This is a genomic window from Pseudomonas sp. LBUM1646, from assembly GCF_059716165.1.
The window spans coordinates 3,394,787-3,420,539 of the sequence record NZ_CP166810.1 but is presented as its reverse complement, the minus strand read 5'-3'; the positions used below and the strand labels follow the sequence as shown (position 1 = coordinate 3,420,539).

The 25,753-nt window shown below is 59.0% G+C and carries 17 protein-coding genes; 15 read left to right on the top strand and 2 right to left on the bottom strand.

Annotated elements, in window-relative coordinates; genetic code table 11:
• Positions 1-391 precede the first annotated feature (391 nt).
• From ACA071_RS15755 to tssA, 15 genes are all read left to right on the top strand, one after another.
• A complete protein-coding gene (locus tag ACA071_RS15755; protein WP_497645200.1) occupies positions 392-1,141 on the top strand; it encodes a hypothetical protein in 750 nt (249 codons plus the stop codon).
• 67 nt (positions 1,142-1,208) lie between these two features.
• Positions 1,209-1,742: a type VI secretion system contractile sheath small subunit gene (gene tssB, locus ACA071_RS15750; RefSeq protein ID WP_497645199.1), complete on the top strand. Its 534-nt coding sequence runs from the start codon at positions 1,209-1,211 to the stop codon at positions 1,740-1,742.
• A 10-nt stretch (positions 1,743-1,752) separates the two neighbouring features.
• Positions 1,753-3,255, top strand: coding sequence for a type VI secretion system contractile sheath large subunit (gene tssC / locus ACA071_RS15745; RefSeq protein WP_059404744.1), 1,503 nt, complete (start codon positions 1,753-1,755; stop codon positions 3,253-3,255).
• A gap of 25 nt (positions 3,256-3,280) precedes the next feature.
• Entirely contained in the window at positions 3,281-3,763 is a 483-nt protein-coding gene (gene tssE / locus ACA071_RS15740; RefSeq protein ID WP_059404745.1) for a type VI secretion system baseplate subunit TssE, read from the top strand.
• Positions 3,763-5,595 (top strand): type VI secretion system baseplate subunit TssF, encoded by a 1,833-nt coding sequence (tssF, locus tag ACA071_RS15735; RefSeq protein ID WP_497645198.1) that lies wholly within the window; start codon positions 3,763-3,765, stop codon positions 5,593-5,595. Before tssE ends, tssF begins: the two co-directional genes overlap by 1 nt.
• The gene (gene tssG, locus ACA071_RS15730) at positions 5,559-6,629 is read left to right on the top strand and encodes a type VI secretion system baseplate subunit TssG (RefSeq protein ID WP_497645197.1); all 1,071 of its coding nucleotides are present in this window, start codon (positions 5,559-5,561) and stop codon (positions 6,627-6,629) included. Before tssF ends, tssG begins: the two co-directional genes overlap by 37 nt.
• Complete coding sequence (tssH, locus tag ACA071_RS15725; protein WP_497645196.1) at positions 6,626-9,229, top strand: type VI secretion system ATPase TssH; 2,604 nt, start codon at positions 6,626-6,628, stop codon at positions 9,227-9,229. The genes tssG and tssH overlap by 4 nt, the downstream gene beginning before the upstream one ends.
• Positions 9,230-9,252: 23 nt before the next feature.
• Positions 9,253-10,011 (top strand): type VI secretion system lipoprotein TssJ, encoded by a 759-nt coding sequence (gene tssJ / locus ACA071_RS15720; protein ID WP_497645195.1) that lies wholly within the window; start codon positions 9,253-9,255, stop codon positions 10,009-10,011.
• Complete coding sequence (tssK, locus tag ACA071_RS15715) at positions 10,004-11,347, top strand: type VI secretion system baseplate subunit TssK (RefSeq protein WP_149658798.1); 1,344 nt, start codon at positions 10,004-10,006, stop codon at positions 11,345-11,347. Before tssJ ends, tssK begins: the two co-directional genes overlap by 8 nt.
• A complete protein-coding gene (gene icmH, locus ACA071_RS15710) occupies positions 11,344-12,057 on the top strand; it encodes a type IVB secretion system protein IcmH/DotU (protein ID WP_169374122.1) in 714 nt (237 codons plus the stop codon). The genes tssK and icmH overlap by 4 nt, the downstream gene beginning before the upstream one ends.
• 30 nt (positions 12,058-12,087) lie before the next feature.
• Positions 12,088-15,972, top strand: coding sequence for a type VI secretion protein IcmF/TssM N-terminal domain-containing protein (locus ACA071_RS15705; protein WP_497645194.1), 3,885 nt, complete (start codon positions 12,088-12,090; stop codon positions 15,970-15,972).
• 31 nt (positions 15,973-16,003) lie between these two features.
• Complete coding sequence (gene tagF / locus ACA071_RS15700) at positions 16,004-16,930, top strand: type VI secretion system-associated protein TagF (protein ID WP_497645193.1); 927 nt, start codon at positions 16,004-16,006, stop codon at positions 16,928-16,930.
• Complete coding sequence (tssM, locus tag ACA071_RS15695) at positions 16,927-19,422, top strand: type VI secretion system membrane subunit TssM (protein ID WP_497645192.1); 2,496 nt, start codon at positions 16,927-16,929, stop codon at positions 19,420-19,422. Before tagF ends, tssM begins: the two co-directional genes overlap by 4 nt.
• A 164-nt stretch (positions 19,423-19,586) precedes the next feature.
• Positions 19,587-20,105, top strand: coding sequence for an Hcp family type VI secretion system effector (locus ACA071_RS15690; protein WP_059404755.1), 519 nt, complete (start codon positions 19,587-19,589; stop codon positions 20,103-20,105).
• 94 nt (positions 20,106-20,199) lie between these two features.
• Positions 20,200-21,297, top strand: a complete 1,098-nt coding sequence (gene tssA / locus ACA071_RS15685) for a type VI secretion system protein TssA (protein ID WP_497645191.1) — start codon at positions 20,200-20,202, stop codon at positions 21,295-21,297.
• Between the two features lie 324 nt (positions 21,298-21,621).
• Here tssA and ACA071_RS15680 read toward each other — a convergent pair whose 3' ends face one another.
• Positions 21,622-24,642, bottom strand: coding sequence for an EAL domain-containing protein (locus ACA071_RS15680; protein WP_497645190.1), 3,021 nt, complete (start codon positions 24,640-24,642; stop codon positions 21,622-21,624).
• Complete coding sequence (locus ACA071_RS15675; RefSeq protein ID WP_497645317.1) at positions 24,630-25,649, bottom strand: substrate-binding domain-containing protein; 1,020 nt, start codon at positions 25,647-25,649, stop codon at positions 24,630-24,632. The genes ACA071_RS15680 and ACA071_RS15675 overlap by 13 nt, the downstream gene beginning before the upstream one ends.
• Positions 25,650-25,753 lie beyond the last annotated feature (104 nt).

The following is a 25,753-nucleotide window of genomic DNA, read 5'->3' as shown; positions in this document are numbered from 1 at the left end:
CGGTTCACCTTTTTTCAATTTAATTTTATTGAAAAATTGGATCCATAATCCTTCTCAAGCCATTGAACCTGCTGGGTTTCAGAGGTTTCTGTCAGTCAGATCCATCGTCTAATGGCAAGCAGACATCATTGCGGCATGTATCAAAAACGAGAAAAAATCCTTTCTTGTAGGAACTTTCCTACCGTACGCGTTGCCATATACGTCACTGCTGGCTACTCAATATCTTTATGCCAGTACCGTGCTTTCAGACAATCCTGTCAAAGTGCATTTGCGATGAAAACACATCAGCAAAAGCGCTCTGAGATCAGGTGTCCAATCGAGAAATCAGTCGCTCTTCATTGCCTGCCAATTGACGGCAAGTAATCGGGAAGTGCTCAAGGACGATGTACAAATGACTCAGACGTTTGACGTTGAAGCACTGATCAAACTGCGAAGCCAGACCCGGGCGATTTCCGATGCGCTCAAGGCGCAGGCTTCGGACTATCTGTCGACCCTCGCATTGCTGATCCGTCCGCAGACGTTTTTCGGTGAATACCTGCAAGGCGCGCAACGCAGCAGCGGCCGCGAAACCCAGCACCACTTCAAGGAGTTCAAGGAACTCTATGACCGCATCGGGTCGGCAGCGCCCTTTCAGCTGGTCAATGAACTGGAAGTGCCTCTCAACCTGATCGGTACGACACCGGAATTGTTTCCGCTGGAGTACGACAAGGTGCTCTCGCAAAGCGGCCAGACCATTCGCATCACCAGCCCCGTGCGCTGGGTGGTGGGCTTCAACTCTTTCGACCTGGCGCGCTTTCGCACAGTCATCAAAGACCCCAATCGCAGCAGCGCCGAGCTGTACCGCTTCGTCGTGCACTACCTGGTGTTGTTCTACTGCTTGAGCCAGTCACCCGGTTTGGGTCGACTGTTTGGCGGCCTGCGCTTCCCCCTCAGTTTCGAACGCCTCAAAGACTTTGGCGACCTGCCCTTTTGCGTCATCGGCTCACCGGTGCGCTCCCAATTGCCGGACGAATCGGTTATCCGCAGCAGCACGCAGATCGCCGGCAATACCAGCTTCGAAGAGTTGGTGGGGCACGAAAACATTATTGAAATGAACGATGAAATCCGTCAGCGCCTTCTGCTGACGATCGAAGGAATGTAACGCGCCCGGCCACCCGTTGGCCGGAACGCAAACGACTTGCAGCGAATTGTTCGCACAGGAGATCACGATGGCGAAGAAGGAAAGTACCCAGCACAAACTCGACCGCGTTCGCGCGCCTCGGGTCCATATCACCTACGACGTGGATATCGGTGACGCTCAGGAAAAGAAAGAGCTGCCCTTTGTCGTCGGTGTGCTGGGCGATTTCTCCGGCAACCCGCTGGAGCCGCTGCCGAAGCTCAAAGACCGCAAGTTCATTTTCATCGACCGCGACAACTTCAACGGCGTGCTCAAGGGCATCAAGCCGCGCCTGAGTTATCGGGTCGACAACACGCTGGTCAGGAACGGCACGCAGTTGGGCGTCGAGCTCAACTTCAACGCCCTCGAAGACTTCGAGCCGCAGAATGTGGTGAAGCAGGTCGAGCCGCTGCGCAAGCTGCTGGAAGTGCGCAACAAGCTGGCTGATCTGCGCAACAAAATGGGCGGCAACGACAAGCTCGAAGAGCTGCTCATGGACGTGTTGCAGAACACCGAAAAGTTGAAAACGCTGGGCAAGGAATTCGGCCGTGAAGCCGCTGTTCCAGCCACCGATGGCAAAGAGTAGGAGCCTGAAGATGAACGATAAGCAAACCGTGACTCAACAGGACGGCGATCTGGTTGAAGTGGAAAACTTCGCCCCGCAATCCTCGCTGCTCGACAGCATCATTTCGCAAAGCCGTGTGGCGCGCTCCGAGACTGAGCGCACCCGCACACGTGATTTGATCGGCGAACTGGTCAGCCAGGTGCTCGAAGGCGAAATGACGCCGAGCAAGGACCTGATTGCCGTGCTCGATGCGCGCATCGCCGAAATCGACGCGATGCTCTCCGAGCAGATGAACGAAATCATGCATGCTCGCGAGTTCCAGCAACTGGAAGCGTCGTGGCGTGGCCTGAAGTATCAGGTGGACCAGACCGAAACCAGCACCACGCTGAAGATTCACCTGCTCAATGCGTCGAAGAAAGACCTGGTGCGCGACCTCAAGTCCGCCTCCGAATTCGACCAGAGCGCGCTGTTCAAAAAGATCTACGAAGAAGAATACGGCACCTTCGGTGGTGCACCGTTCGGCATGTTGCTGGGTGATTACGAGTTCAATCGCAGCCCCGAAGACATGTACCTGCTCGAAGAGATTTCCCATGTCGCCGCCGCGGCCCATGCACCGTTTATCTCGGCGGCTTCGCCTGAGCTGTTCGGCTGGGATTCGTTTACCGACATGTCCGGCCCACGGGACCTGGCGAAGATCTTCGACACCGTCGAATACGCCAAGTGGAAGTCGTTCCGCGCCTCCGAAGACTCGCGTTATGTCGGTCTGACGTTGCCGCACGTGCTGGGTCGCCTGCCTTATGGCCCGGATACCACGCCAGTTGAAGAATTCAACTTCGTGGAAAGCGTCGATGGCCGCGACCACAACAAGTACCTGTGGATGAACGCCGCCTACGCGCTGGGCACTCGGGTCACCGACGCGTTCTCGCGTTACGGCTGGTGCGTGGCGATTCGCGGTGTCGAGGGTGGCGGTCTGGTGGAAGGCCTGCCGACGCACACGTTCAAAACCGATGACGGCGAAATCGCCCTCAAGTGCCCGACCGAAATCGCCATCACCGACCGTCGTGAAAAAGAGCTGTCGGACCTTGGCTTCATTCCGCTGGTGCACTGCAAAGGCACCGACTACGCCGCGTTCTTCGGCACTCAGTCGGCGCAGAAACAGAAGCACTACAACACCGACATCGCCAACGCCAACGCCCGGCTTTCCGCGCAGCTGCAGTACATCTTCGCCACGTCGCGCATCGCGCACTACATGAAGGCGATCATGCGCGACAAGATCGGCAGCTTCGCGTCCCGCAAGGACGTCGAGATGTTCCTCAACAAGTGGCTGTCGAGCTATGTGCTGCTGGATGACACCGCCAGCCAGGAAGCCAAGGCCAAGTTCCCGTTGCGCGAAGCGCGGGCCGAAGTGTTCGAGGTTCCCGGCAAACCAGGTGTGTACAAGGCCGTGACGTACCTGCGTCCGCATTACCAACTGGACGAGCTGACCGCTTCGTTGCGCCTGGTCGCGGAATTGCCGCAATCGACTCGCGGTTGATCCACACCATTGCCAGGGAGGCTATATGAGTAGTCAACACAAGCTGTTGCCATCGTTGCTGGATCGATTGCTGGACGATCATCCGCATCAATCCATGGAAGCCTCATCGCAACGCTTGTGTTCGCTGGCCGATTACAAGGCCAGCATCGTTCGTGACCTGGAGGTGCTGGTCAACACGCGCCAGTCCCTGGTCGCCAACGAGCTGGAGGGTTTCGTCAATTTGAGCGGAACCATCCTCGACTACGGCATGCCGGATTTCACCAGTCGCAGCGTGCTTGATCCACAAGACCGCCTGTTGATTCAACGACAACTGGAGAAAGCGATCACCGTCGGCGATCGACGGTTTCGCAGCGTAAAAGTCCAACTGCTCGCCCAACAAACCGGCCAACGCATGCTGACCTTCCGCGTGGACGCAGTACTGCGCCTGCAGGACATCACCCGTCAGGTTTCCTTCGACGCGGTGCTGCAGGTCAACACCCAGGAATACAAAGTGCAGAACCTCAACTGATGCTCGACGATCTGCTGCCCTATTACGAAAAGGAACTGTCGCACCTGCGCTTTTTAGGGCAGGAGTTCGCGAGCCAGTACCCGAAGATTGCTTCGCGGTTGCTCATCGAGGGCGATAACTGCGAAGACCCGCATACCGAGCGCTTGATCGAAGCGTTCTCGTTCCTGTCGGCCCGCGTGCACAAAAAACTCGACGATGAGCTGCCGGAAATCGTCGAGTCGTTTCTCGAAGTGTTGTACCCGCATTACCTGCGCCCTACCCCGTCGATGTCGATCGTCGAGTTCAACCTGGGCAAGCAGGAAAAGGTCACCGAAGCCTTCCGCGTCGCCCGCCACACCGAACTCAGCGCCAACCCGATTGATGGCGTGGTGTGCAAATTCCGCACTTGCTACCCGGTTGAACTGTGGCCGGTGGCAGTGCATCAAGCGTCGTTCATTGAAATGGAACGCTCAGCGTTCAACGGTCATAGCGCTGACTTGGTCGCGCGCCTGCGCATCGGCTTGACGGCGACCTCCGATGTGTTGTTCGGCAAGATGGAACTGGACAGCCTGCGTTTTTTCCTCGACGGCGAAAGCACCCTGATGCTGCAGCTCTATGAGCTGCTGTTCAACAACCTGGCCAAGGCTACGTTGTCGTTCGAGGATGAGGGGCGAACCCGCGAGATCACGCTGCCAGCGAACGCGCTGAAAGCCGTCGGTTATGGTCGCGATGAAGGCTTGGTGGATTATTCGGAGCGCTCGTTCCTGGGTTATCGCTTGCTGCACGAGTACTTCACCTTCCCGGACAAGTTCATGTTCTTCGACCTGTCGGGTTTTGCGCGGCTGTTAGCGGGCCAGAACCTCGAGAAAATCGAGATCAACTTCTACTTTTCCGACTACGACCTGAGCGATCGCCTGGCGCGCCTGACGCAGAACATCGGGCGCAATAACTTCAAGCTCAACTGCACGCCGATCATCAATCTGTTCCGCCAACAGGCAGAGCCGATCAAGTTGACCCACGCCCAGCACGAGTATGCCGTGACGCCGGATGTGCGCCTGCAAGGCTCGGCGGAAGTGGTATCGATCGATCGTGTGCGTCGGGTGCGCAAAGTCGGCGGTGTCGATCAGGTCGGCACCTGTCATCCATTCTTCGAACCGCGTGGCGATCAAGGTCCCGGCCAGAGCTTCTGGATCGCACGACGTCGGCCGGTGCAGTCGCGCCAGCGTGATGGCTCGGACGTGTTTATCCGGGTGGTGGATCGCGAACTGGAGTTGATCAACTCCAGCAACGACACCTTGAGCCTGCGCCTGACCTGCAGCAATCGTGACCTGCCGTTGATGCTGCCGTTCGGCGGTGAGCGCGGAGACTTCAACATCCCCGGCAACTCGGTGATCCAGGACATCCGCTGCTTGCGCAAACCCACCGCAACCGCGCGCGTGCCGTTGGGTAACGGGGTGATCTGGCGGCTGATTTCGCACCTCTCGCTCAACCACATGTCGCTGGTGTCCCAGGGGCGCGAAGTGCTGCTGGAGTTGCTGTCGCTCTACAACTACCGCAACGTGTCGGCGCTGCGCAAACAGATCAACGGCATTGTCTCGGTCAGCAGCGAGCCGGTGGTGGCACGCATCGGCCATCCGCGTCCGAACTTTGTCCGAGGCGTCGGCATCACCCTCAATTTCGATGAAAGCCAATACACCGGCAGCGGTGTGTTTTTGTTCGGCATGGTGCTCGATCACTTCTTTGGCCAGTACTGCACCATGAACAGTTTTACCCAATTAACCCTTCGCACCTTGCAGCGCGAAAAGAGAGTCGTCCAATGGCCACCGCGAACCGGCGATCAACCCCTGGTCTGATCGATCAGGCACGGGCTGAGCCGCACCGATTCGAGTTTTTCCAATTGGTGCGTTTGCTCCGCCTGCATTACAGCAGAACCGGGCGCATGGACCTGGACACTCGACCGCACGAAGACCCTTTGCGTTTTCGCTCGCAGCTGTCGCTGAACTTCCCTGCGAGTGAAGTCAGCGACTTGCAGTTTGAGCGTGAAGGCAAGGTGTCCGCGGCAGGTTTGCCCCTGTCTGAAGTGCAAGTCACGTTCATGGGGCTGGTCGGGCCGTCCGGCGTGTTGCCGCGTCCCTACACCGAGTTGTTGATCGAGCGGCATATCCAGCACCGCGATGATGCAGCCCACGCCTTCCTCGATATGTTCTCGCATCGCATGACCACGCTGTTCTACGAGGCCTGGCAAAAATACAAGTTCTACATCGAATACGAACGCAACGGCACCTCGGATTTCGATCGCTACCTGCTCAACCTGGTGGGTTTCGGGCCTGAGGCGCAGAAGCAGAAATTCGACAAGCAAGGCTCACCGCTGCGGCGCGAATTGTTCAGCTATTTCTCCGGCCTGTTTGCCCAGAAGCCGCGTAACTCGCTGAACCTTGAAGTGATGCTGTCCTTCTATTTTTCGCTGCCATTCAAGGTCAAGCCATTTGCCGGACGCTGGCTGAAACTCGACGCCAGCCAATGCACGCAATTGGGCCGCAAAAACGCCGTGCTCGGGCAAAGCGCAGTCGCCGGTAACCGGGTCTGGGATTACCAATCGTGCGTGCGCATCGAGCTGGGTCCGCTGGACCTGGTCGACTATCAGCGCTTCCAGCCAGGCACCGTCGACTACCAGAAACTGGTGGAGCTGGTGCGGTTCTACGTCGGCGCCGAGCTGGACTTCCAGTTGTCGCCCCGGCTCAAACCCGAAGCAGTCCCGGTGTCCCGCCTCGGTCGCCAGGGCAACGTTGCACTGGGCTGGCAAGGCTGGCTCAAACGTCCTGGTGTCGACGTGGAACCTTCCCGTTGTGCCCTCTTCCACATTCCTTTTGATGGGGTCTCCCTGTGAACCTGAAGTCCCTGTTTGCCAAACTGAACGACACCAGCCGCACCGCCACCGAAAGTGCTGCGGCCTTGTGCCTGTCGGAACAGCATTACGACGTCGAGATCGAGCACCTGTTATTGCAGTTGCTCGACAGCAACGACAACGACCTGCCGGCCATTCTGCGTCACTACGATGTGGTGCCGGATCGCCTGCAGGCTCAGTTGGTGACCGCACTGGGGACCTTCAAAAAAGGCAACACCCGCACGCCTGCACTGTCGCCGCACATTACGCGAATGATCGAGCAAGCCTGGGTGCTGGCCTCTATCGAGTTCGGGCAAGGGCAGATTCGCACCGGTTATCTGTTGCAAGCATTGCTGGATGACAACGAGCTGCGCCGGGTAGTGATCGCGTCCGCCCCCGAGCTGGAAAAAATCAATGCCGACGACCTGCGGGTCAACCTCGGCGCGCTGGTCGAAGGCAGCGCCGAATCGCAGCAAGCCAAGCCGTTGGCGGGTGCGGACGTCGCTGTGCGCAGTACGGTTAAAGGCAACGGCAAGACCCCGGCTCTCGATCAATACACCATCAACCTGACGCAAAGTGCGCGCGAAGGCCGGATTGATCCAGTGCTGGGACGTGAGTTCGAGGTTCGGCAGATGGTCGACATCCTCACCCGTCGGCGCCAGAACAACCCGATCCTGACCGGTGAAGCCGGCGTCGGTAAAACCGCCGTGGTTGAAGGCCTGGCGCTGCGCATCATCCAGGGAGATGTGCCGTCGGTGCTTAAAGACGTGGCCATCCACACCCTGGACCTGGGCTTGCTCCAGGCCGGTGCCGGGGTGAAAGGCGAGTTTGAAAGCCGCCTCAAGTCGGTCATCGAAGAAACCAAGCGCAGCCTGCACCCGATCATCCTGTTCATCGACGAAGCCCACACCCTGATCGGCTCCGGTGGCCAGGCCGGGCAAAATGATGCAGCCAACCTGCTCAAGCCAGCCTTGGCCCGAGGCGAATTGCGCACCATCGCGGCGACCACGTGGGCCGAGTACAAGAAGTACTTCGAGAAAGATGCCGCCCTGGCACGTCGCTTCCAGGTGGTGAAGGTCGAAGAGCCGGACGAAGACAAGGCGATCCACATGCTGCGCGGTCTGCTGGCCAAGATGCAGGATCACCACAAAGTCACGGTGATGGACGAAGCGCTGGTGCAAGCCGTGCGTTTGTCCAATCGCTACATCACCGGGCGCCAGTTGCCAGACAAGGCCGTCAGCGTATTGGACACCGCCTGCGCGCGGGTTGCCCTCGGCCAATCGTCGCAGCCGGGGCCGCTGGAAGACTGCAAAAGAACCATCGACAACCTTCAAGCTGAAATCTCGGTGCTGCAGCAAGAAGCCGCCAAAGGCAGCGACCATGCCCGGCGCCTGGCGATCCTCGACACCGAGTTACTGGCGCAACAGCAAACCCGCGATGCATTGGAGCAACAGTGGCAACGCGAACTGGAACTGGTGGAAAAACTCGGCGCGCTCAGCCATCCGGACAACCAGACACCTGATGCCCGCGAGATTGCAGCGGTACGCGCCGAGCTGACCAGCGTCCAGGGTGAACAACCGCTGGTGCATGCGTTGGTCGACGGCGGGACCATTGGCGAAGTGATCTCCGGTTGGACCGGCATCCCGTTGGGCAAAATGCTCCGTGATGAAATCGACACCGTCCAGCGCCTGCCCGCGCTGCTGGGCGAACGGGTACTCGGACAAGATCACGCCCTGCAGGAAATCGGCAAGCGCATCAAGGTATCCCGCGCACGCATGGAAGACCCGAACAAGCCGATCGGGGTGTTCCTGTTGCTCGGCCCGAGCGGTGTCGGCAAGACCGAAACCGCGCTGGCCCTGGCCGACACCCTGTACGGCGGCGAACGTAACCTGATCACCATCAACATGTCCGAGTACCAGGAAGCCCACACGGTATCGAGCCTTAAGGGTTCGCCACCGGGTTACGTCGGTTATGGCGAAGGCGGCGTGCTGACCGAAGCCGTGCGGCGCAAGCCTTACAGCGTGGTGCTGCTGGATGAAGTGGAAAAAGCCCACCCGGACGTGCTCGAACTGTTTTTCCAGGTGTTCGATAAAGGTGTGCTGGATGACGGTGAAGGCCGGGAGATCAACTTCCGCAACACCGTGATCATCCTCACCTCCAACACCGGCACCGATCGCATCATGCAGTGGTGCCTGAATGCCGAGCAGCAACCGACGCCGGAAGACATCGTCGAAGGCCTGCGCGACGAGTTGAACCAGGTGTTCAAACCGGCGTTCCTCGGCCGCCTGACCATCGTCCCGTACTACCCGGTCAAGGACGCCATTCTGGAGCGCATCGTCGCGCTCAAACTCGAGCGCATCCGCAAGCGTTTCGAGCGCAACCATCAAGCCGTCCTGAGCTACGACGAAGCACTGGTCAAAGCCATTGCCTCGCGCTGCACCGAAGTCGACAGCGGCGCCCGCAACATCGACAACATCCTGTCGAAAACCCTGATGCCGGAACTGGCGCAACGGGTCCTGGAGCGGATGGCGCAGGACAAGCCGATCCAGAGTTTGAACATCGCGTTGGGCAGCGACGGCGATTTCGCCTACAGCCTGTGCTGAATGAGTATTTAAAGGTAGCCATCATGGATAACAGACATTCAAGGAAGCGCCCTGCGCAGCCGGCATTGGCAAAATGCCTGACCGCAGTGGCATTGATGATGGCGTTGACGGCCTGTGGCGTCACCGACCGTGTCAGCAAGCGGGTCGACGATACATGGGCCGGCGACATGCTGTTCGACGATAACGAGAAGGTCATCCTGACGTCGGATGGCGGCAATCAGCTCAATCCCGACGAGTCTGGCAAACCGCTGTCCGTAGTGATTCGCGTGTATCAGCTGACGTCGCTGGAGCGCTTTTCGTCGATCGACGCCGACACGCTGTGGGACGACCCGCAAAAAGCCCTCGGCAATACGCTGCTCGAAAACCGTGAAATCACCTTGCTGCCGGGCATGGGGCAGGTCGACAAGTGGCCGTTGAACAAGGCCGCGGGCTACGTCGGCGTTGCCGCGTTTTTCCGCTCGGATGAAAACAGCCGCTGGAAGGTTGCGTTTGACGCCAACTCGCTGCGCAAGGATGGCATCTGGTTTTCCGCCGATGGCCTGCGGGTGTTGGTGGACAACAACACCGTTTCCGCCGTGAACGGTGTCGATGTTTTGAACAAACCCAAGACTCAGGAGCAGCTCGCCCAAGCCTCTGCCCTGCCCGACCCGTCAGCGAAGCCAACCCTCACCCAGCGTGTGCAGGACGCGGCCGTGCAACAGGCTGAAGACACGGCGACCAGCTCCGCGCAAAAAGCCACCGAGTCAAAATTAAACTCTCTATTGGAAGGCGTTCATGAGTAAGCAAAGCCGGGTGATGTGGTCGGAAGGCATGTTCCTTTTGCCACAACATTTCCAATATCAGGATGAGTTCCACCAGCATCAGCTGGCAGAGTCGACACTGCGCAACACGCCTTTCCATTGGGGTGTGCAAATGCTGCAGGTCGATGAAGAGGCGCTCGCAACCGGCTCTTTGCAGCTGAAACGGTTGAAACTGGTGTTTCCCGACGGCAGCCTGTACGACGCGCCGCAGCATGACCCGCTGCCGGCAGCGCGTGACTTGAAGGACTTGCTCAAGGGCAACGACCTGAAGGTCTACGCCGCGCTGAAACTGCCTGAGCCGTTCGGCATGAATTACGTCGAAGACGGCCAGGAACAAAAAAGCGCACGGCGGTTTCGCAAGCAGTTCGACACCTTGCCGGACCTCAACGAAGGCGACCTCGAGAACGAAATCACCAGCCTGCGCCTGAACGTGGTGATGCTGATCGACGGCGATAACCTGGATGGCTACAGCCACTGCCCGATCGCCCGGCTGTCGCGCAACAACATCGGCGGCTTCAACCTCGATGCACACTTCGTGCACCCGACCTTGCATGTCGGCACTCACGAAACCCTGACCGGTCTGGGCAAACGATTGCTCGGCGCGCTGCAATCCAAAAGCAAGGCGCTGTCGGGTCGTCGTCGCGAACGCGCGGACCAGATTGCCGAGTTCGGCTCCAGCGACGTGACCTTGTTCTGGCTGTTGAACACGGTGAACCGTGCGCACCCGGGCCTGGCGCACCTGCTCGCCCACCCGCGCCTGCACCCCGAGCGCTTGTATCTGTTTCTGGCGGAACTCGCGGGCGGCTTGCTGACGTTTTCGCTGGACACGCAACTCAACGACATCCCCGAGTATGACCATCACGACCCGGCGGCCTCGCTGGTCAAGCTCGATGAAATGATTCGTGTACTGCTCGACAACGTCGTGCCTAACCAGTGCGTGATGATCAACCTGACCCAGACCAAGCCTTCGTACTGGCAGGGACAGCTGCTCGATCCGCGCCTGGCCGAGGCGGATTTCTATATTTCTGTGCACGCCGACATGCCCGGTTCCAGCCTGCTGGAACTGGTGCCGCGCGCGTTCAAGGTCGGCTCGCCGGAAGACATTGAAGTCGTGGTCAACAGCGCCATGCCCGGCGTCACGCTCAATCACTCGACCCGCTTACCCAACGCGATTCCGGTGCGACTGGACAATCACTACTTCTCCATCGAGCCGCATGGCCGAGTGTATGAACGCATGATGAGTGCCCAGGCCATCTCTTTTTACGCACCCAGCGCCTTTACCAATCTCAAGCTTGAACTGATGGCGGTACTCAAATGAACGAAGCCGTAATGCAAGGCGCCGTGGCGGCCGCAACTGAAAAACCGGTGTTGAAAGACCTGGTGCAAGACTTCATCAGCATGGCGCTGATCGTGCGCAAAGGCCGTCAAGTGACCTCGGTCACCGCTTTTGAGGCGAGCATCGATGCCTTCTTCTCGACACTGGAACGCGAAGCCCGTAACGCCAACTACAGCGTTGAGCAGGTGAAGGACACGCAATACGCCCTGTGTGCGTTCCTCGACGAAAGCGTGTTGCGCTCCGGGGAAAACGATCTGCGTCGTCACTTCGAACTGCAGCCGTTGCAGTTCCGCTATTTCGGCGTGCACCTGGCGGGCGAAGGCTTTTTCGAGAAAATCGATTCGTTGCGCAGTGACGTCAAGCAAAACCTGGATGTGCTTGAGGTCTATCACCTGTGTCTGGCGCTGGGTTTCGAAGGCAAATTCAGCCTCGGTCAAAAAGACCAATTGCGTTATCTGGCCAACACCCTGGGCCAGGACATCGCGCGATACCGCAAGACGCCCAAGGCGCTCTCGCCGGATTGGGCATTGCCCGACCAGGTCTCGCAGATGCTGCGCCATGAAGTTCCCGTTTGGCTCTATCTGGCGCTCATTGCGCTGGTCTGCGTGGGTGTTTACCTGACGCTGGACTGGCTGTTGGCCAAGGACGTAGCCGCATTGTCCGAACAAATCAGCCAGCTGTTCAGTGCCTGAGCACACCTCAGGTAATCGAGTCAGGAAGACATGAAGACATTATTGCGTTTGTTGAAAAGCTTTTGGTTTGTCATCCCCGTGCTGTGGCTGGCGAGTTTGGCGGTTGGCTGGTTCGCGGCACCGCACGTGAGCTGGTTGCGTGGTTACACGCTGGAGGCGATGGCGATCATCAGCGCCTTCTATTTGCTGATCATTGTGCTGCGTCAGTACAAGCGGATCCGCGCTGAACACAACCTTGAGAACCTGGTGCAGATCGAGGTCGATCGATCGCTTAAATCCACCGGTGAATTCCGCGACCAGCAAGTGCTGCGCGAACGGCTCAAGCACGCCATCGCGATGCTGCGCACCGACCGCTCGGCCGGTGGCGGCGGCTCGTCGGCGCTGTATGACTTGCCGTGGTACCTGGTCATCGGCATGTCCGGTGCTGGCAAAACCTCATTGCTGACGCGTTCCGGCCTGTCCGCGAGCATCGCCAACAGCGCCAATGACACACAAAGCGGTACGCAACATTGCGACTGGTACTTCAGCCCTGAGGCCGTGATGATCGACACGGCCGGTCGCTACCTGCGGGACGACCAGTCGGCCAGCGAATTCGCCGCGTTCCTGCGGATGCTGAAAAAACAACGCAACAAAGCCGCCGTCAACGGCCTGGTGCTGGTGGTGAGCCTGCCTGAACTGCTGGCCGCCAGCGCCACCGAGCGCAACGAGCTCGCCGCGCAACTGGTGTCACGCATCGAGGAATACACCGACTGCCTGGACGCCAACCCGCCTATCTACCTGATGTTGAGCAAGACCGATCAACTGCCGGGGTTCAGCCAGGCTTTTGAAGGCCTGGACCTGAACGAACGTCAGCAACCGCTGGGCATGACCTTCGGTTTGTCGGAAATCCGCAACCAGGGTTTGCGCCCGGTACTGGATGCCAAGCTGGCCAACCTGCACAGTCATATTCGCCGTCACGTCGACGCGCAGATGATTGCGTTGGGCGCCGACGCCAACAGCGCGCTGCTGAACTTCCCGAACTATTTTTCCGAACTGTCGGTGGTGCTCGAACAGTTTCTCCAGCACTTCGCCCAGACCGGTCATTCGGGTACGCAACTGTTGTTGCGCGGCCTGTATTTCACCAGTGCTTTGCAGACCGATCAGCAACTGAGCCAGGTCTATGAAGATGATCTCGCCGAGTCGTTTTCGCTGCTGCCGGAAGTCGAGCACGAAAAGCACACGCCAAACAGCGGCAAGAAAATCAGTGACCGCAGCTATTTCATTACCGATACGTTCCGCCGCGTCATTTTCCCGGACCGCGACCTGACCCTTTACCAGTCGCGTTCCGGACACAACAAATCCTTCAGCCCGGCCGTGCTGGGCGTGGCCGTGCTCGCCGCACTGGTGTTCATTGGCTGGCAAACCCTGTCGTTCCAGAACAACCGTCAGTGGCTGGCCGCATTGCGCGAGCAACTCAACGAGCTGCAGCAATCACCGGAGCGCGCCGAGTTGCTGGCCTCGGGCCAAGGCCTGGAATTGCTCCGCGATCAACTCGCCGCCATCGAGAAGTACCGTGCCAAAGGCGTACCGCTGCAACTCAGCGCTGGCCTCTATCGGGGTGACGACATCTACCGCGTCGCACAGACTGCTTATTTGCAGCAGTTGCGTACTCAGGCGCTTGAACCGATCACCCTGCAACTTCAATTGCAGATGCGCGCCTTCAATGAGTTCGCAAAAACCATGGACCCGCAGAACAGCTTCGCGGCGGCGCCCGCCAAGGCCGGCAGTCCGTCAGCCAAAGCTCGCGCGCAAGGGCTGAAACTGCCGACCCGCTTGAGCAGCGTTCCGCGCAGCGCCGGTGATGTCACCAGTCGTTTGAGCGCTGCGGCCAAGGGTTCCGCGAACAAGGTGCGCGGGAATGCGTTGACCGCACTGCGTAATCCGGCCACGGCGAGCGACGCCGCAGAACTGTCTGCGACCACCGGTGGGCTCTCGTTGTCCGAGGAAATGCTCGGTCGACTGGATGAGCGCCAGGTCGCTTCCATCATCGAGTCCTATAACGCGCTGAAGCTCTACTTGATGCTGACGCAACCTGAAACCCATCCTGAGCCAGAGTTCGTCGGCGCGGCGTTGCCGGTTGCCTGGGCCAACACCGCCAATACCGACAACCCGGTCAGCACAGCGGTTATTCAGGACAACTCGCCGGTCTACGTGCAACTGCTGAAAAATGGCCAGGCGCCGTCCCTGCCACGTAACGAGCAATTGATCAGCGAAACCCGCAACAGCTTGAAGTCGTTCATGATTTCCAGCTCGCTGGTGGACCGTGAATATCTGCGCCTGCAATTGGAGTCCAGCCGCCAGTTCCCGGCCGTGGGCCTGAGCGATCTGGTGCCGCTGCCAGGGCGTCAGCTGTTGTACGGCAGCGAAGCGGTGCCGGCGATTTTCACCCGTCAGGGTTGGGAACAGTTTGTGAAGCCTGAGCTGATCAAACTGCTGTCGGGCAACCTGCAAAACGAATCGGACTGGGTGCTCGATGGCGAAGGCGGCGACAGCCTGGTGCAGAAAGCCAACTTCATCCGTGAGTTCATGACGCGTTACAAACGCGACTACACCCAAGCCTGGTACACCCTGATCAACAGCGTCGGTGTTCGCCATTTCACTGACATGGCCAACGCGACCCAACAACTGTCGCTGCTCAGCGATGTGCAGAACTCCCCAGTGAAAAACCTGCTGGCAGCGGTCAACGACAACACCCAATGGGATGTGCCTGCACCGCGTGAAACGCAGCAACCGGGGATCAAGCGCGATGACGGTTTCTGGGGCAAGGTCACGGGGATTTTCGATGGGCAGGACACCTCGCCCAATGCGCTGATTTCGCCGTTGCCTGCGGTGGACGACGGCAGCCTGGCCAAGCGCTTCGAGCCGGTGTCGCGGGTCTTCGCCGTGCAAAACGCCGAGGGCGCCGACAGCACGATCATGGATCGCTACCTGGCGGCGTTGCGCAAACTCAAAGTGCGGATGAACAACATCCAGCGCTCCCAAGACGTCGGCAAAAGCAGCAAGCAACTGATCAGCGAAACCCTGGAAGGTCAGCCGAGCGAAGTCACCAGCGTGCGCAACTACGTGGAGACCACCGTCGACACCAGTCAGGGCGGCCTGTCGACTTCGCTGCAAGGCCTGTTCAGTTTGCCGATTCAGTTCGCCTGGGAAACCCTGCGCGATCCGGCCGGCGAGCAGATCGCCAAGGCCTGGGCACAACAGATCGCCAAGCCTTGGGAACAAGTCATGGCGCACCGTTACCCGATCGCGGCAGGCAGTCGCAATGAAGCTTCGGTCAAGGACCTGCAGCGTTTCGTCGACCCGGAATCCGGCTTGCTGCCCAACTTCAAGCGCAACGAAATCGGCAATCTGTCCGGGGGCGAAGGCCTCGGCATGAGCAGCGCCAGCAAAGCAACGCCGCTGGTCAATCCGAACATGGTCAACAGCATTGACAAGGCCAGCTCACTGGGCCAGGTCATTGCCAGCCTGTCGGACCGGGAAAACGGTTTTGAGATCATGCTGGAGCCAGCGGCCTGGTTCACCGACATCATCTTCACCCTGGACGGTCAGGTGCAGCACTATCGCAACGGCAAGACCAGCTGGAGCCGCTTCTCCTGGCCGGGCACCACCACCGCACCGGGTGCGCGCATGGACGTGGTCACGCTGAGCGGCGAACGCATCACGGTGTTCGACTACCCCGGTCGCTGGGGCCTGTTGCGCATGAATGACAGCGCCCGCGTCAGCGATCTGGATGGTATCCAGCAACGTTTCAGCTGGAACACCGCCAGTGGCCAGGTCAGCCTCGCCGTGCGCAACTACGGCGGCGTCAAGCTGACCGACCTGGCGAACGTCAAGGCACTGAGTGCACTCAACGCCAGCGGCGGACGGGTCCAGTGAGCACGCTCGCCTTGAATCAGGGACACGGCCAATGATTGGCTGTTTCGGAAAAGTGCCCGCGAGCCCGGACTTCGTCAGCCTGCACGGTGCAGCCGACGACGTCTGCGAGTTCGATGCCTGGCTACAAGGCGCATTGGCCGCCCTGCAGCCTCTTGAGGACTGGCGAGAGTTGTTCGACGCGTTACCGGTGTGCTTTTTCAGCTACCGCGCACGCAGTGGCAACTGGTTGGTCGGCGGCTTGATCAGCTCGAGGGATTCCAGCCAGCGGCGTTATCCGTTTTTCATTTTTCAAACGGTCAAAGCCAGCGACTCCGGGACGTTGGTCAATCCTTTCACCCTGAGCGAACTGTTCAGCGGGCAGATCAGGCCGTTGCTGCACATGGCCGCCCAGGGCGAAAGTACGTCCGTGCTGTTCGACCGCATCAAGGCCTTGCGCCCGTTGCAAGGTCAGGATTTCGAGTTGTTCCGGCGCGTGCATGAAAAGTTCCTGGTGAACTTCAACCTGCGCGACATCGCCACCGCGCTGGAAGGCGCCTACCCGGAATTTGTCACCAATGCCGTGCTGACCCGGCTGCTGGCGTTCAAAAGCCATCTGCACCAGCCAACGCCGATGGGTATTTCCCTGCCCTTGCCGGCGGAAAGAGGTTTGAAAAATCCGACCGCCGATTTGTGGATCACCTGGTTGGCGCGAATGACCGCCGGCAGCGGCGTGCCGCAGGTCAGTCTGTTGGCAGACGACTTTATGCGCCCCCGGCTGATCTGCTTCCCGTCACGAAACAACAGCGATGCCTATCGCGTGCTGACCGGTAGCGGCAACCGCTTGCAGAGCCATGACGTGCTGGCGTCATTCGATGCATTTGATGAGCACCACCCGAAACACGCCTTTCCCGAAATCGACCGCCCTCTTGATGACGTTATCGACCGTTTTGTCGACGCGCTGGATTTGAAGTCCGTATGAACAAGATCAAGTATTACTTCTTGCGCTTCCAACCCTACATTCTGGGGGTTGGTTTTTTCCTCACCATTTTCGTGGTGTGGGGCATTGGTCGTGCGTTTGACTTCAGCTCGCTGAACAGCCTGCTGACCGGCATCGGCGTGTTCCTGCTGCTCTCGGCCGGTTACGTGCTGCTGCTTTATCGGGGCGTGTCGCGACATCACAACCTTGAAGGGCTGCTGCGCGACGACGCCGATCAAGCGGTGCTCAACGCCAGCCCGGCGGACCGCGAAGAAGTCAGCCTGTTGCGCGAGCGCCTGTTGCAGAGCATCGAGCGGCTGCACAGCAACAAGCCGCGGGGCAGCAATCCCAAGGATGCGCTGTATGCCCTGCCCTGGTACCTGGTGATCGGCCAGCCGGCTGCCGGCAAAAGTACGATGCTCTATCAATCGGGCCTCAACTTCCCGTATGCGGAGCGTGAAGGTGCGCGTGTCGCCGGCCTGGGCGGCACCCGCAACTGCGACTGGTTTTTCAGTTCCGAAGCAGTCCTGCTGGATACCGCCGGTCGCTACATGAACAACCAGGAAGAGGCCGGCAAATGGCGGGCCTTCCTGCAACTGTTGCGTCAGCACCGCCAGCGTCGGCCGCTCAACGGCTTGATCGTCACCGTCAGCATTCACGACATTCTGCAAACGTCGCTCGAAGACCAGGAGCGTATTGCCAAGCGCCTGCGCGAACGCATCCAGGAAACCCATGCGCTGCTGGAAGTGCGCCTGCCGGTCTACCTGGTGTTCACCAAGTGTGACCTGGTGCCGGGTTTTGCCCCGTTCTATCGCCAACTGGATGACGTTGCCCGCGGCGAAGTCATGGGCAAGACGTTTTCCCATAAAGGGTACGAACAGGCCGACTGGGGCCGTCAATTCGGCGTGGCGATGGACGAGTTGGTCAGCTATTGGCAGCAGGTGGCGAGTCAACAACTGGTCATGCAGGACATTCAGATCACCCGCCAGGATTCAGCGGTGTATCGCTTTCCGCTGGAACTGGCGGCGCTGAAGCCGAGGCTGCAGTTGTTCGTCGATGCGCTGTTGCGCGCCAACCCGTACCAAAAGGCCGAACTGCTGCGCGGCTTCTATTTCACCAGTGCACTGGACGCCGACCAACCGGAAATGGGTGGGCACACGCGCCAGGTCACCGAGCGTTTCTCACTGGACAGTGATCAAGAGATCGCCAGCGGCGATGCGCAACCGCGTCCGCTGTTCATCAACAGCCTGTTCCGCAAAGTCATCATTCCCGACCAGCATCTGGTGGCGCTGTACACCACCAACCATCGCGAACGTCGGCGCAAGGCGGCGTGGATTGGTGGTGCCGGGCTGGTCGCGGTGCTGCTGTGCAGCTTACTGGGCTGGTCCTATGTGAACAACAAAAACACCGTGCAGACTATTTCCACGGAACTGGCCCAGGCGGCCAAAGCCGACGCTTCGGCGACGGGGCAATACACCGACTGGCAAACGCTGGATCGCATGCGCTTCTGGACCGCCCATTACTACGCGCAGCACCACGATGAAGGTGTGCCGATGCGCATGCGCCTGGGGCTTTACCAGGGCTACAAAGTCGAGCCGCTGGTGCGCAGTCAGTATTTCAGCCGGCTGGAAAGCGTGATGCTCAAGCCGACCGCCGACAACCTGACCCGCTCGCTGTACCTGTTGACCACCCTCAAGGTATATCAGCGCAACAGCAAGGAACTGCTGCCCGTGACCGGCGTGGACAGTGTCGAACCCAAGGCGCTGCCTAGCGACAACCGGGCGCAGTCTATTGCGGCGTTTGGCAAGACCACGCTGGACACCTACGTCATGCTCTCGCGTGCCCAGCGCGAAAAGGCTGATCCGGCGTTCCTGAAAGCGAAAATGCCAGATTACTGGTACCCGGCGATTGCCCGCCAGACCGGTAAAACCATCGGTGCTTCGAATGACGGTTCGGCCTCGAATCAGGATTACGAGTTTGCCAGCCGGCAGATCAATTTCTACAGCGACCAGATCCACGAGGACGACGTGCCTCGGATCCTCGATAACGCGTTCCTGACCTCCAGTTCGCGTAACTACATCAACAGTTTGCTCACGCAATCGTTGCGCTCGATCGAGACCATCACCCTGGAATCGGACACCTTGTTCGCCTTCGGCCGTGCCGACTTCCAGAGCCTGAAAACCGAAGGTCAGGGCCAGTTGAGCGCCATCGCCGGCAAGCTGTTGAGCACGCCTGACATCGGCAAAATCATCATCGCCGGGCACGCCGATCAACTGGGCGATCCACAGGGCAACCTGCAGGTTTCCCGGCAGCGCGCACAAACCATCAAGACCTACCTGGTGGGCAAAGGCGTGCCGGGTGAACTGGTGGAAGCCGTCGGCGAAGGCAGCACCAAGCCCTTGGTCAAATGCAACATGCAGCAACCAAGAACCCAACTTATTCAGTGCCTGGAACCTAACCGGCGCGTGGAAATCGAAGTACGGGCGCTCAACTGAGACGGCCGCGCTTCTGAAGGGAAACCGCTGCCTGGGCCCGCTTGAAGTTCGGCCCAGGCCGGTAAGACACCTCTCTTGATCGTTCAAAGAGGTTAAAAACGAAGGGTTGTGATCTGTCCGCAGATTGTTACAGCCCTTTAAATGAAGGTAAGGAGAAATTAGAAATGGCATTTGACGCGTACATTCAGATCGAAGGCATTCCGGGTGAAGTGCTCGACGACAAGCACAAGGACTGGATCGAAGTGCTGGGCTACGAGTACGGCGCAACTCAGGCGACTTCCGCGACTGCAAGCTCTTCGGGCGGTGCTTCGTCGGAGCGTGTGTCGTTGAGCGATTTCAGCATCCGCAAAGCCGTTGACAAGGCTTCTGCCAAGCTGTTCGAAGCCTGCTGCAAAGGCACTCACATCGCCAAGATCCAGCTGAACGTCAACCGCGCGGGCGGTGACAAGGTCACTTACCTGACCATCAACCTGGAAGAAGTCGTGGTCTCCTCCGTCAAGGCTGTCGCTGGCGGCAGTCAGGGCGGTGAAGACAAAGCGGTCAGCGATCTGCCGATTGAAGAAATCAGCTTCAACTTCGCGCGCATCAAGACTACCTACACCCAACAAAGCCGTGCCGATGGCCAGGGCGGCGGTAACGTCACCGGTGGTTGGGATCGCACGGCAAACAAAGTTTTCGCTTAAGCCCGTAGCGATAGCGGACCGCGCACGCGATCCGCATTCAGCACCGTGCCTGCCAAACAGGCGCGGTGTTCTTTTATTTTGATCAGAGTTGCCTATGTCTGAATTTCTCAACGACCTTTCGCTGGCCGAACTGACAGCGCCCATCAATGAGGGGAGCGGTGAAGACTTGAGCTTTTCCACCTTGTTCGATCAAGTGAAGGAAGCTCGTCGAGCAGACCCCGATTACCTTACCCAGGGTGACTGGCAAACCGATCTCAAGGCTTCCGATTGGGATCTGACCATTACCTTGGCTGCACAAGGCCTGGCTCGACAGAGCAAAGACTTGATGCTGGTCGCCTGGCTCAGTGAAGGCCTGGCGCACAAGTACCATTTTGTTGGTATTACCTTCGGCCTGACGCTGGCCGAGCGCATTCTGCAAACCTTCTGGGCGGATCTGTTTCCCTCCTTGGAGGACGGCGTCGATGAACGCGCCGCACGCCTGGCGTGGATGAAAACCTCGCTGGCGGACATCGTCGGCGCATTGCCGATCACCCAGGGGCAATATTACGGTCTGCTTCGCTATGACGAATCCAGGCACATCGAAAACCTGGCGCTGCAAAACCCTCAGGCGATGCGGGCCGCCCTCGACGAAGGCAAGATCAACGCGGAAGTCTTCCAGCGTTCGGTGGTGCTGACCGACTCGGATCATCTGCGCCTCAAGGCCGGCGAGATAGCCGCCTGCCTGAAAGCCTGCCAGCAGCTTCAAAACACCGCGGACAGGCACTTTGGCCCTGAAGCGCCGAGCTTTGCCGGGCTCAATGACATTCTGTTCCGCGCAGGACAACTGGCGGAAAAACTGCTCAAGGACCGGGGCATCGAACTGACCCCGGCCCCTGTCGCGCCGGCTCCGGCCATCCCTGAAAGCACTGGCGAACAACCCGCAGGTTCCGCAATGACCCAGCCTGAACAAAGTCTTTCAAGCACACCGCTTCGAACCACCCCGCAGACCCGCGATGAAGCGTTCACCCTGCTGGCGGGCATCGCCCAGTTCTTCAAACAGACCGAGCCCCAAAGCCCCGTCCCTTATCTGATCGAACGCGCGATCAAATGGGGCAATATGCCGCTCGAGGGTTGGCTGAACGATGTGATCAAAGACAGCAATGTGGTGGACAGCATCCGCGATGTGCTGGGGACCAAGGAAGCGAAGTCCTGACATACCGCCTTCGCGAACAAGCCCCACATTTGATTGCGGCCGTACATCGACTTGGCGACAGGCGCTGCCTTGAGTTGCAGGTTGATTTCTACGCAAGGAGGTGGTGCAGGGACCGAATATCGATTCCGCGCCACGCTGATCAGGCAGGTGCTGGAGGTGGAGTATTGCTTTTCGACCAGCGACTAGTTTTTCGAATGGTTTCTTGCCTGCACCTAACGCCAGCCCGGGCGGCAGGCTCCGCCAATGGCGCCAGTCACTGCCGGTTTGCGAAGTGCCCCGGCAATCGGCTTCTGACACAGCAGCGTTTTACCGTACGCTGAGTCATTAATGCCCGGGCATTGGACTGCGCGGGCGTTTTACATCGCGTTTTCGCCTTACCAAGTCAGGGCTCGCAGTGCGGCTCGGCAGAGGCAACCGGGGCGAACGCAGTAACAGACTGATCTCCTCGGCGCTGACGGCTCTGCTGAAAAAGTGACCCTGAATTTCATCGCAGCCGTTTTTACGCAGGAAGGCTTGCTGCTCTTCGGTTTCGACACCTTCGGCAATGACCTTGAGATTCAGTGTGTGCCCTAACGAAATCACCGCGGTGGCGATGGCTTTGTCGTTCTCGTTGGCGGGCAGATCGCGCACGAAAGACTGGTCGATCTTGAGTCTCGCGATCGGGAAGCTTTTCAATGCGGCGAGGCTGGAGTAGCCGGTGCCGAAGTCGTCGATCGAGAGACTGATCCCCATTGTTTGCAGTTCTTTCATTTTGCTGATGGCTTGTTGAAGGTCTTGCATGATCAGGCTTTCGGTCAGCTCCAGCTCAAGGTACATCGGGTCCAGTCCGGTTTCTTGCAAGGCATGCCTCACCCGGTCGATCAGGTCTCTTTCGATGAACTGGCGTGCTGAAATATTCACCGACATGGTGATCGGCGGACAGCCCGCATCCTGCCAGTCCTTGTTCTGTCTGCACGCGGTATGAATCACCCAGTCGCCGATGGGCACGATCAATCCGGTCTCTTCGGCCTGCGCAATGAATTTGATTGGAGACACCATGCCGAGCTCGGGGTGCTGCCAGCGGATCAGTGCCTCTACGCCGACAATCTGACCTGACTGCAAATCTACCTGTGGCTGGTACAGCAGCAGGAACTCGTCATGGTTGAGTGCGTTTCGAAGCCCGTCTTGCATGGCGAGCTTGCCTTGAACCTTGTTATTCATCTCGCTCGTATAGAACTGGTAACTGTTGCGACCCATCTCCTTGGCCCGGTACATGGCGGCGTCCGCGTTACTGAGCAACGTGTCGGTATCGCTGCCGTCGGCAGGGTAAGTCGCCAACCCCATGCTGCAGGTGACGTGGAGTGTATGTCCGCTGAGCTGAATCGGCCGCAGGATGGCTTCCTGGATTTTGTGCAGGGCGGGAGTCACGCCGTCCAAGTTTGAAGGCTGGTCGAACAGGATGATCACAAACTCGTCGCCACCCAATCGCACGACGGTGTCGGTGCGGCGTACACATTCCAGCATACGCCGGGCGACGGTTTTCAGCAGTTCGTCTCCAGCACTATGCCCGAGGCTGTCATTCACCAGTTTGAATTTATCCAAATCGAGAAACACCACCGTCACCAGTCGGTTGTAGCGCTGAGCGTAAAGTATTGCCTGCTTGAGGCGGTCTTCGAGCAGCGTGCGATTCGGCAGTCCGGTCAGTGCATCATGGTCGCCCATATAGCGAATACGCTTTTCAGTCAGTTGGCGTTCTATCGCAATGCCGGCAAGCGGCGTCGCCATGTCGATCATTCGCGTCTCGGCCGCGCGAGGGCTGCGTACGGTGTTGGAATACAAGGCAAACGTACCCAATACCTTTCGCTCATGGGACAGAATCGGCGTCGACCAGCAGGCGCGAAATCCATAGGGTGCAGCCACTGAACGGTACGCCTCCCACAGCGGATCCAGCTCAATATCCGTGACGATGACCGGTTCTCGTCGATACACCGCGGTGCCGCATGAACCCACGTTCGGACCGATCGCAATCCCGTCAATGAGCTGGTTATAGGCTTTCGGCAAACTGGGGGCAGCCCCGTGCAGCAGGTGTGTGCCATCCTCATCCAGCACCAGGATGGACACCATCATCCCCTCCAATTGGGACTCGACCAGGTGAGCCAGGCTGTCGAGGACTTCTGCAAGCTCGGTGCTCCTGGCGATCAGCTCCAGGACATGACCTTGTCCGGCACGGATGATGGCTTCTTGCTCTAATCGACTGTTTTGCACGGCGAGCCGCTCTGTCGCGATACTCAATTGGACCGTTCTTTTTTCCAACTGAAGTCGGTCTTTAAGGAACTGATTTACCGCGCGAGCCATGTTGTCGATCTCGTCCTTCCCATGGTCCGCCATTACCAAATGCGCTTTGTCAGTGTGTTCCTGACGCAATTGTTTGCTTATTTCATTCAGGCGCACGAGTACATGACGGCCCATGAAGACTCGGGTCACGAACCAGGCGAACACCAGGCTGGCGCCCAACATGATCAGCACCCATTGCTGGCTACGATTTGAGGCTTCAACCAGGCGTTGCACCGCTTCGCGATAGTCTTCGGTGTAAGCAGTGGATTGCGCACGGGCCGCCGCGACCAGAACCCCAGCCTCATTCTTCAGTTCCTCATTGAAGCGCTGTATGACGTTTTGCTGATTGATGAGCCTCAGGCGCAGGGGGAAGAGATCGGGCGTCTCCACATCAGAGTCGGGTAACTTGGCCGCAATGGGTGACAGGCGCTCATACCGGATCTGCAGCCGTTGCACGGCATCACTGTCAACAGCCTGGGGCAGATCGAAAAGTAACACCGCCAGTTCCAGGCTGGCCCGGGTCTGGGCCGCGGTTAACCGGGCGGTGCGATCCGTCAGGGTTTGCTCGAAGATGACCTCGGTTTGCAGCAGGCTTTCTCGCAGCTGTGCAACGATGTTGGCGGTATTGCGGAACATCTGGCTCGACTGGTACATGTCAAGTATCGCCACGCCACTGTTCGCGGCGGTCAGTTGCTGCACCAGTCGATCAAGGGCTTCAAGCTGTTCGACGGTCGCCGCATAGCTTGAACGCAGGGCGTCGGGGGAGCGGGTTGTCAGAAGCTGGTCGGTCTGGCGTTCGATCAGCAAGGTACGCTGCAGCATGTCTTGCCCATTTTGCATGCGAACCAGTCGTTCATCCGTCAGCTGGCGGGTGGCGCTGTTTGACGTGCGCAACGCGTAGACCGCAGTCGCACCACCCGCCAGGATCAGCAGCGCCAGCGTCAGAAACGCCAGTGTGAACTGCGCGCGTAGCGATTGCGGCAATAGCCAGCGTCTGAGTCGGGAAGTAACGTCCAATGTCAGGGATTCCATTGGTGGCGATAGATGTCTCGATAGCCATTGTCAGGGTCGTACTGGAATTTCTTCCCGCCGTCGAAGGCGATATTGTCGGCGTTGACCAGGTGAATCGGCGCTACGAAGCCGCTCACTGGCTGACCAGCAAACAGCCGGTTCAATTCGTCCATCACTTGCCAGCCATGCAGGTTGAGCGGCTCAGCCACGGTGACGGTCTGGTAGGTTTTTGCCTGTATGCGCAAGAACGCCGAAGCGCTGCCATCACCGGCAGACAACAGACTGATGCCGTCACTGGGTATTGCGGCGTTGGTCAATGAGGCAATCGAGTAGTCGAAATAGATATCGTTGATGGCCAGCGTGTGGGTCCAGCGCTTGCCATAGCGCTGAAGCAACTCCTTGGTGATCGCCGGCATCTTCTCGCCACTTTCGGAGATCGCAACATCGCGCACTTCCAGTAACGTACATTCCCGACAGGCCCGAATGACGTCTTCCATGGCCTTGGCTTTCGCCATGGCGATGCTGTACTTGGAGTCGGTCAGGATGACCACGCCGGCGTGTCCGTTTGACTGTGCCACTGCCGCCATGGCCGTGAGGCGGGCCACTTCGAGCGGGTCGGTCGTGACGTTCATGGCCACCGGCGTGCCGTCAATCGGCCCGGGGCGTGCCCCAGCGTGCCAGCCAACCACTGGCACATCCCTCTTGGCGAAGAGGATCAGCGCCGCATTGTTCTCAAGGGCATCGGAGCCGCACAGAATGAGGCCGTCGGGTTTCGCTGCCAGGGCATCGGAAAAGGCCTTTGCGCGCCCGGCCGATGATCCAGCACCATCGAATATCTTCAGCGTCCAGCCCAGCGCCTTGGCTGCCTCGCGAGCGCCCTGCGCGACACCGACAATTCCGCCGTTACGCAAATCTTCTGCGACAAAGGCGATGCTCTTGCCCCGCAAGGCTTGCGGGCCGGATTCAGGGCCGCTCCAGCGAACGGCTTCGAGGGTGGCCCTGGCAACAATCTCCTGCGCTTGAATCACCGTAACCGTGGCGTTTTCGGCGCCCGCTGCGGTTGGCAGGTTCTGGCCGTATCCGGGCGTTGCCGTGAAAAGACAGAAAACCGTAATTGAGGCCATCCAGAGTC

Bases quoted from the DNA above. Each gene is read 5' to 3' on its own strand.
- ACA071_RS15755 (WP_497645200.1), top strand. From the start codon at position 392: ATGACTCAGACGTTTGACGTTGAAGCACTGATCAAACTGCGAAGCCAG.
- tssB (WP_497645199.1), top strand. From the start codon at position 1,209: ATGGCGAAGAAGGAAAGTACCCAGCACAAACTCGACCGCGTTCGCGCG.
- tssC (WP_059404744.1), top strand. From the start codon at position 1,753: ATGAACGATAAGCAAACCGTGACTCAACAGGACGGCGATCTGGTTGAA.
- tssE (WP_059404745.1), top strand. From the start codon at position 3,281: ATGAGTAGTCAACACAAGCTGTTGCCATCGTTGCTGGATCGATTGCTG.
- tssF (WP_497645198.1), top strand. From the start codon at position 3,763: ATGCTCGACGATCTGCTGCCCTATTACGAAAAGGAACTGTCGCACCTG.
- tssG (WP_497645197.1), top strand. From the start codon at position 5,559: ATGGCCACCGCGAACCGGCGATCAACCCCTGGTCTGATCGATCAGGCA.
- tssJ (WP_497645195.1), top strand. From the start codon at position 9,253: ATGGATAACAGACATTCAAGGAAGCGCCCTGCGCAGCCGGCATTGGCA.
- tssK (WP_149658798.1), top strand. From the start codon at position 10,004: ATGAGTAAGCAAAGCCGGGTGATGTGGTCGGAAGGCATGTTCCTTTTG.
- icmH (WP_169374122.1), top strand. From the start codon at position 11,344: ATGAACGAAGCCGTAATGCAAGGCGCCGTGGCGGCCGCAACTGAAAAA.
- ACA071_RS15705 (WP_497645194.1), top strand. From the start codon at position 12,088: ATGAAGACATTATTGCGTTTGTTGAAAAGCTTTTGGTTTGTCATCCCC.
- tagF (WP_497645193.1), top strand. From the start codon at position 16,004: ATGATTGGCTGTTTCGGAAAAGTGCCCGCGAGCCCGGACTTCGTCAGC.
- tssM (WP_497645192.1), top strand. From the start codon at position 16,927: ATGAACAAGATCAAGTATTACTTCTTGCGCTTCCAACCCTACATTCTG.
- ACA071_RS15690 (WP_059404755.1), top strand. From the start codon at position 19,587: ATGGCATTTGACGCGTACATTCAGATCGAAGGCATTCCGGGTGAAGTG.
- tssA (WP_497645191.1), top strand. From the start codon at position 20,200: ATGTCTGAATTTCTCAACGACCTTTCGCTGGCCGAACTGACAGCGCCC.
- ACA071_RS15680 (WP_497645190.1), bottom strand. From the start codon at position 24,642: ATGGAATCCCTGACATTGGACGTTACTTCCCGACTCAGACGCTGGCTA.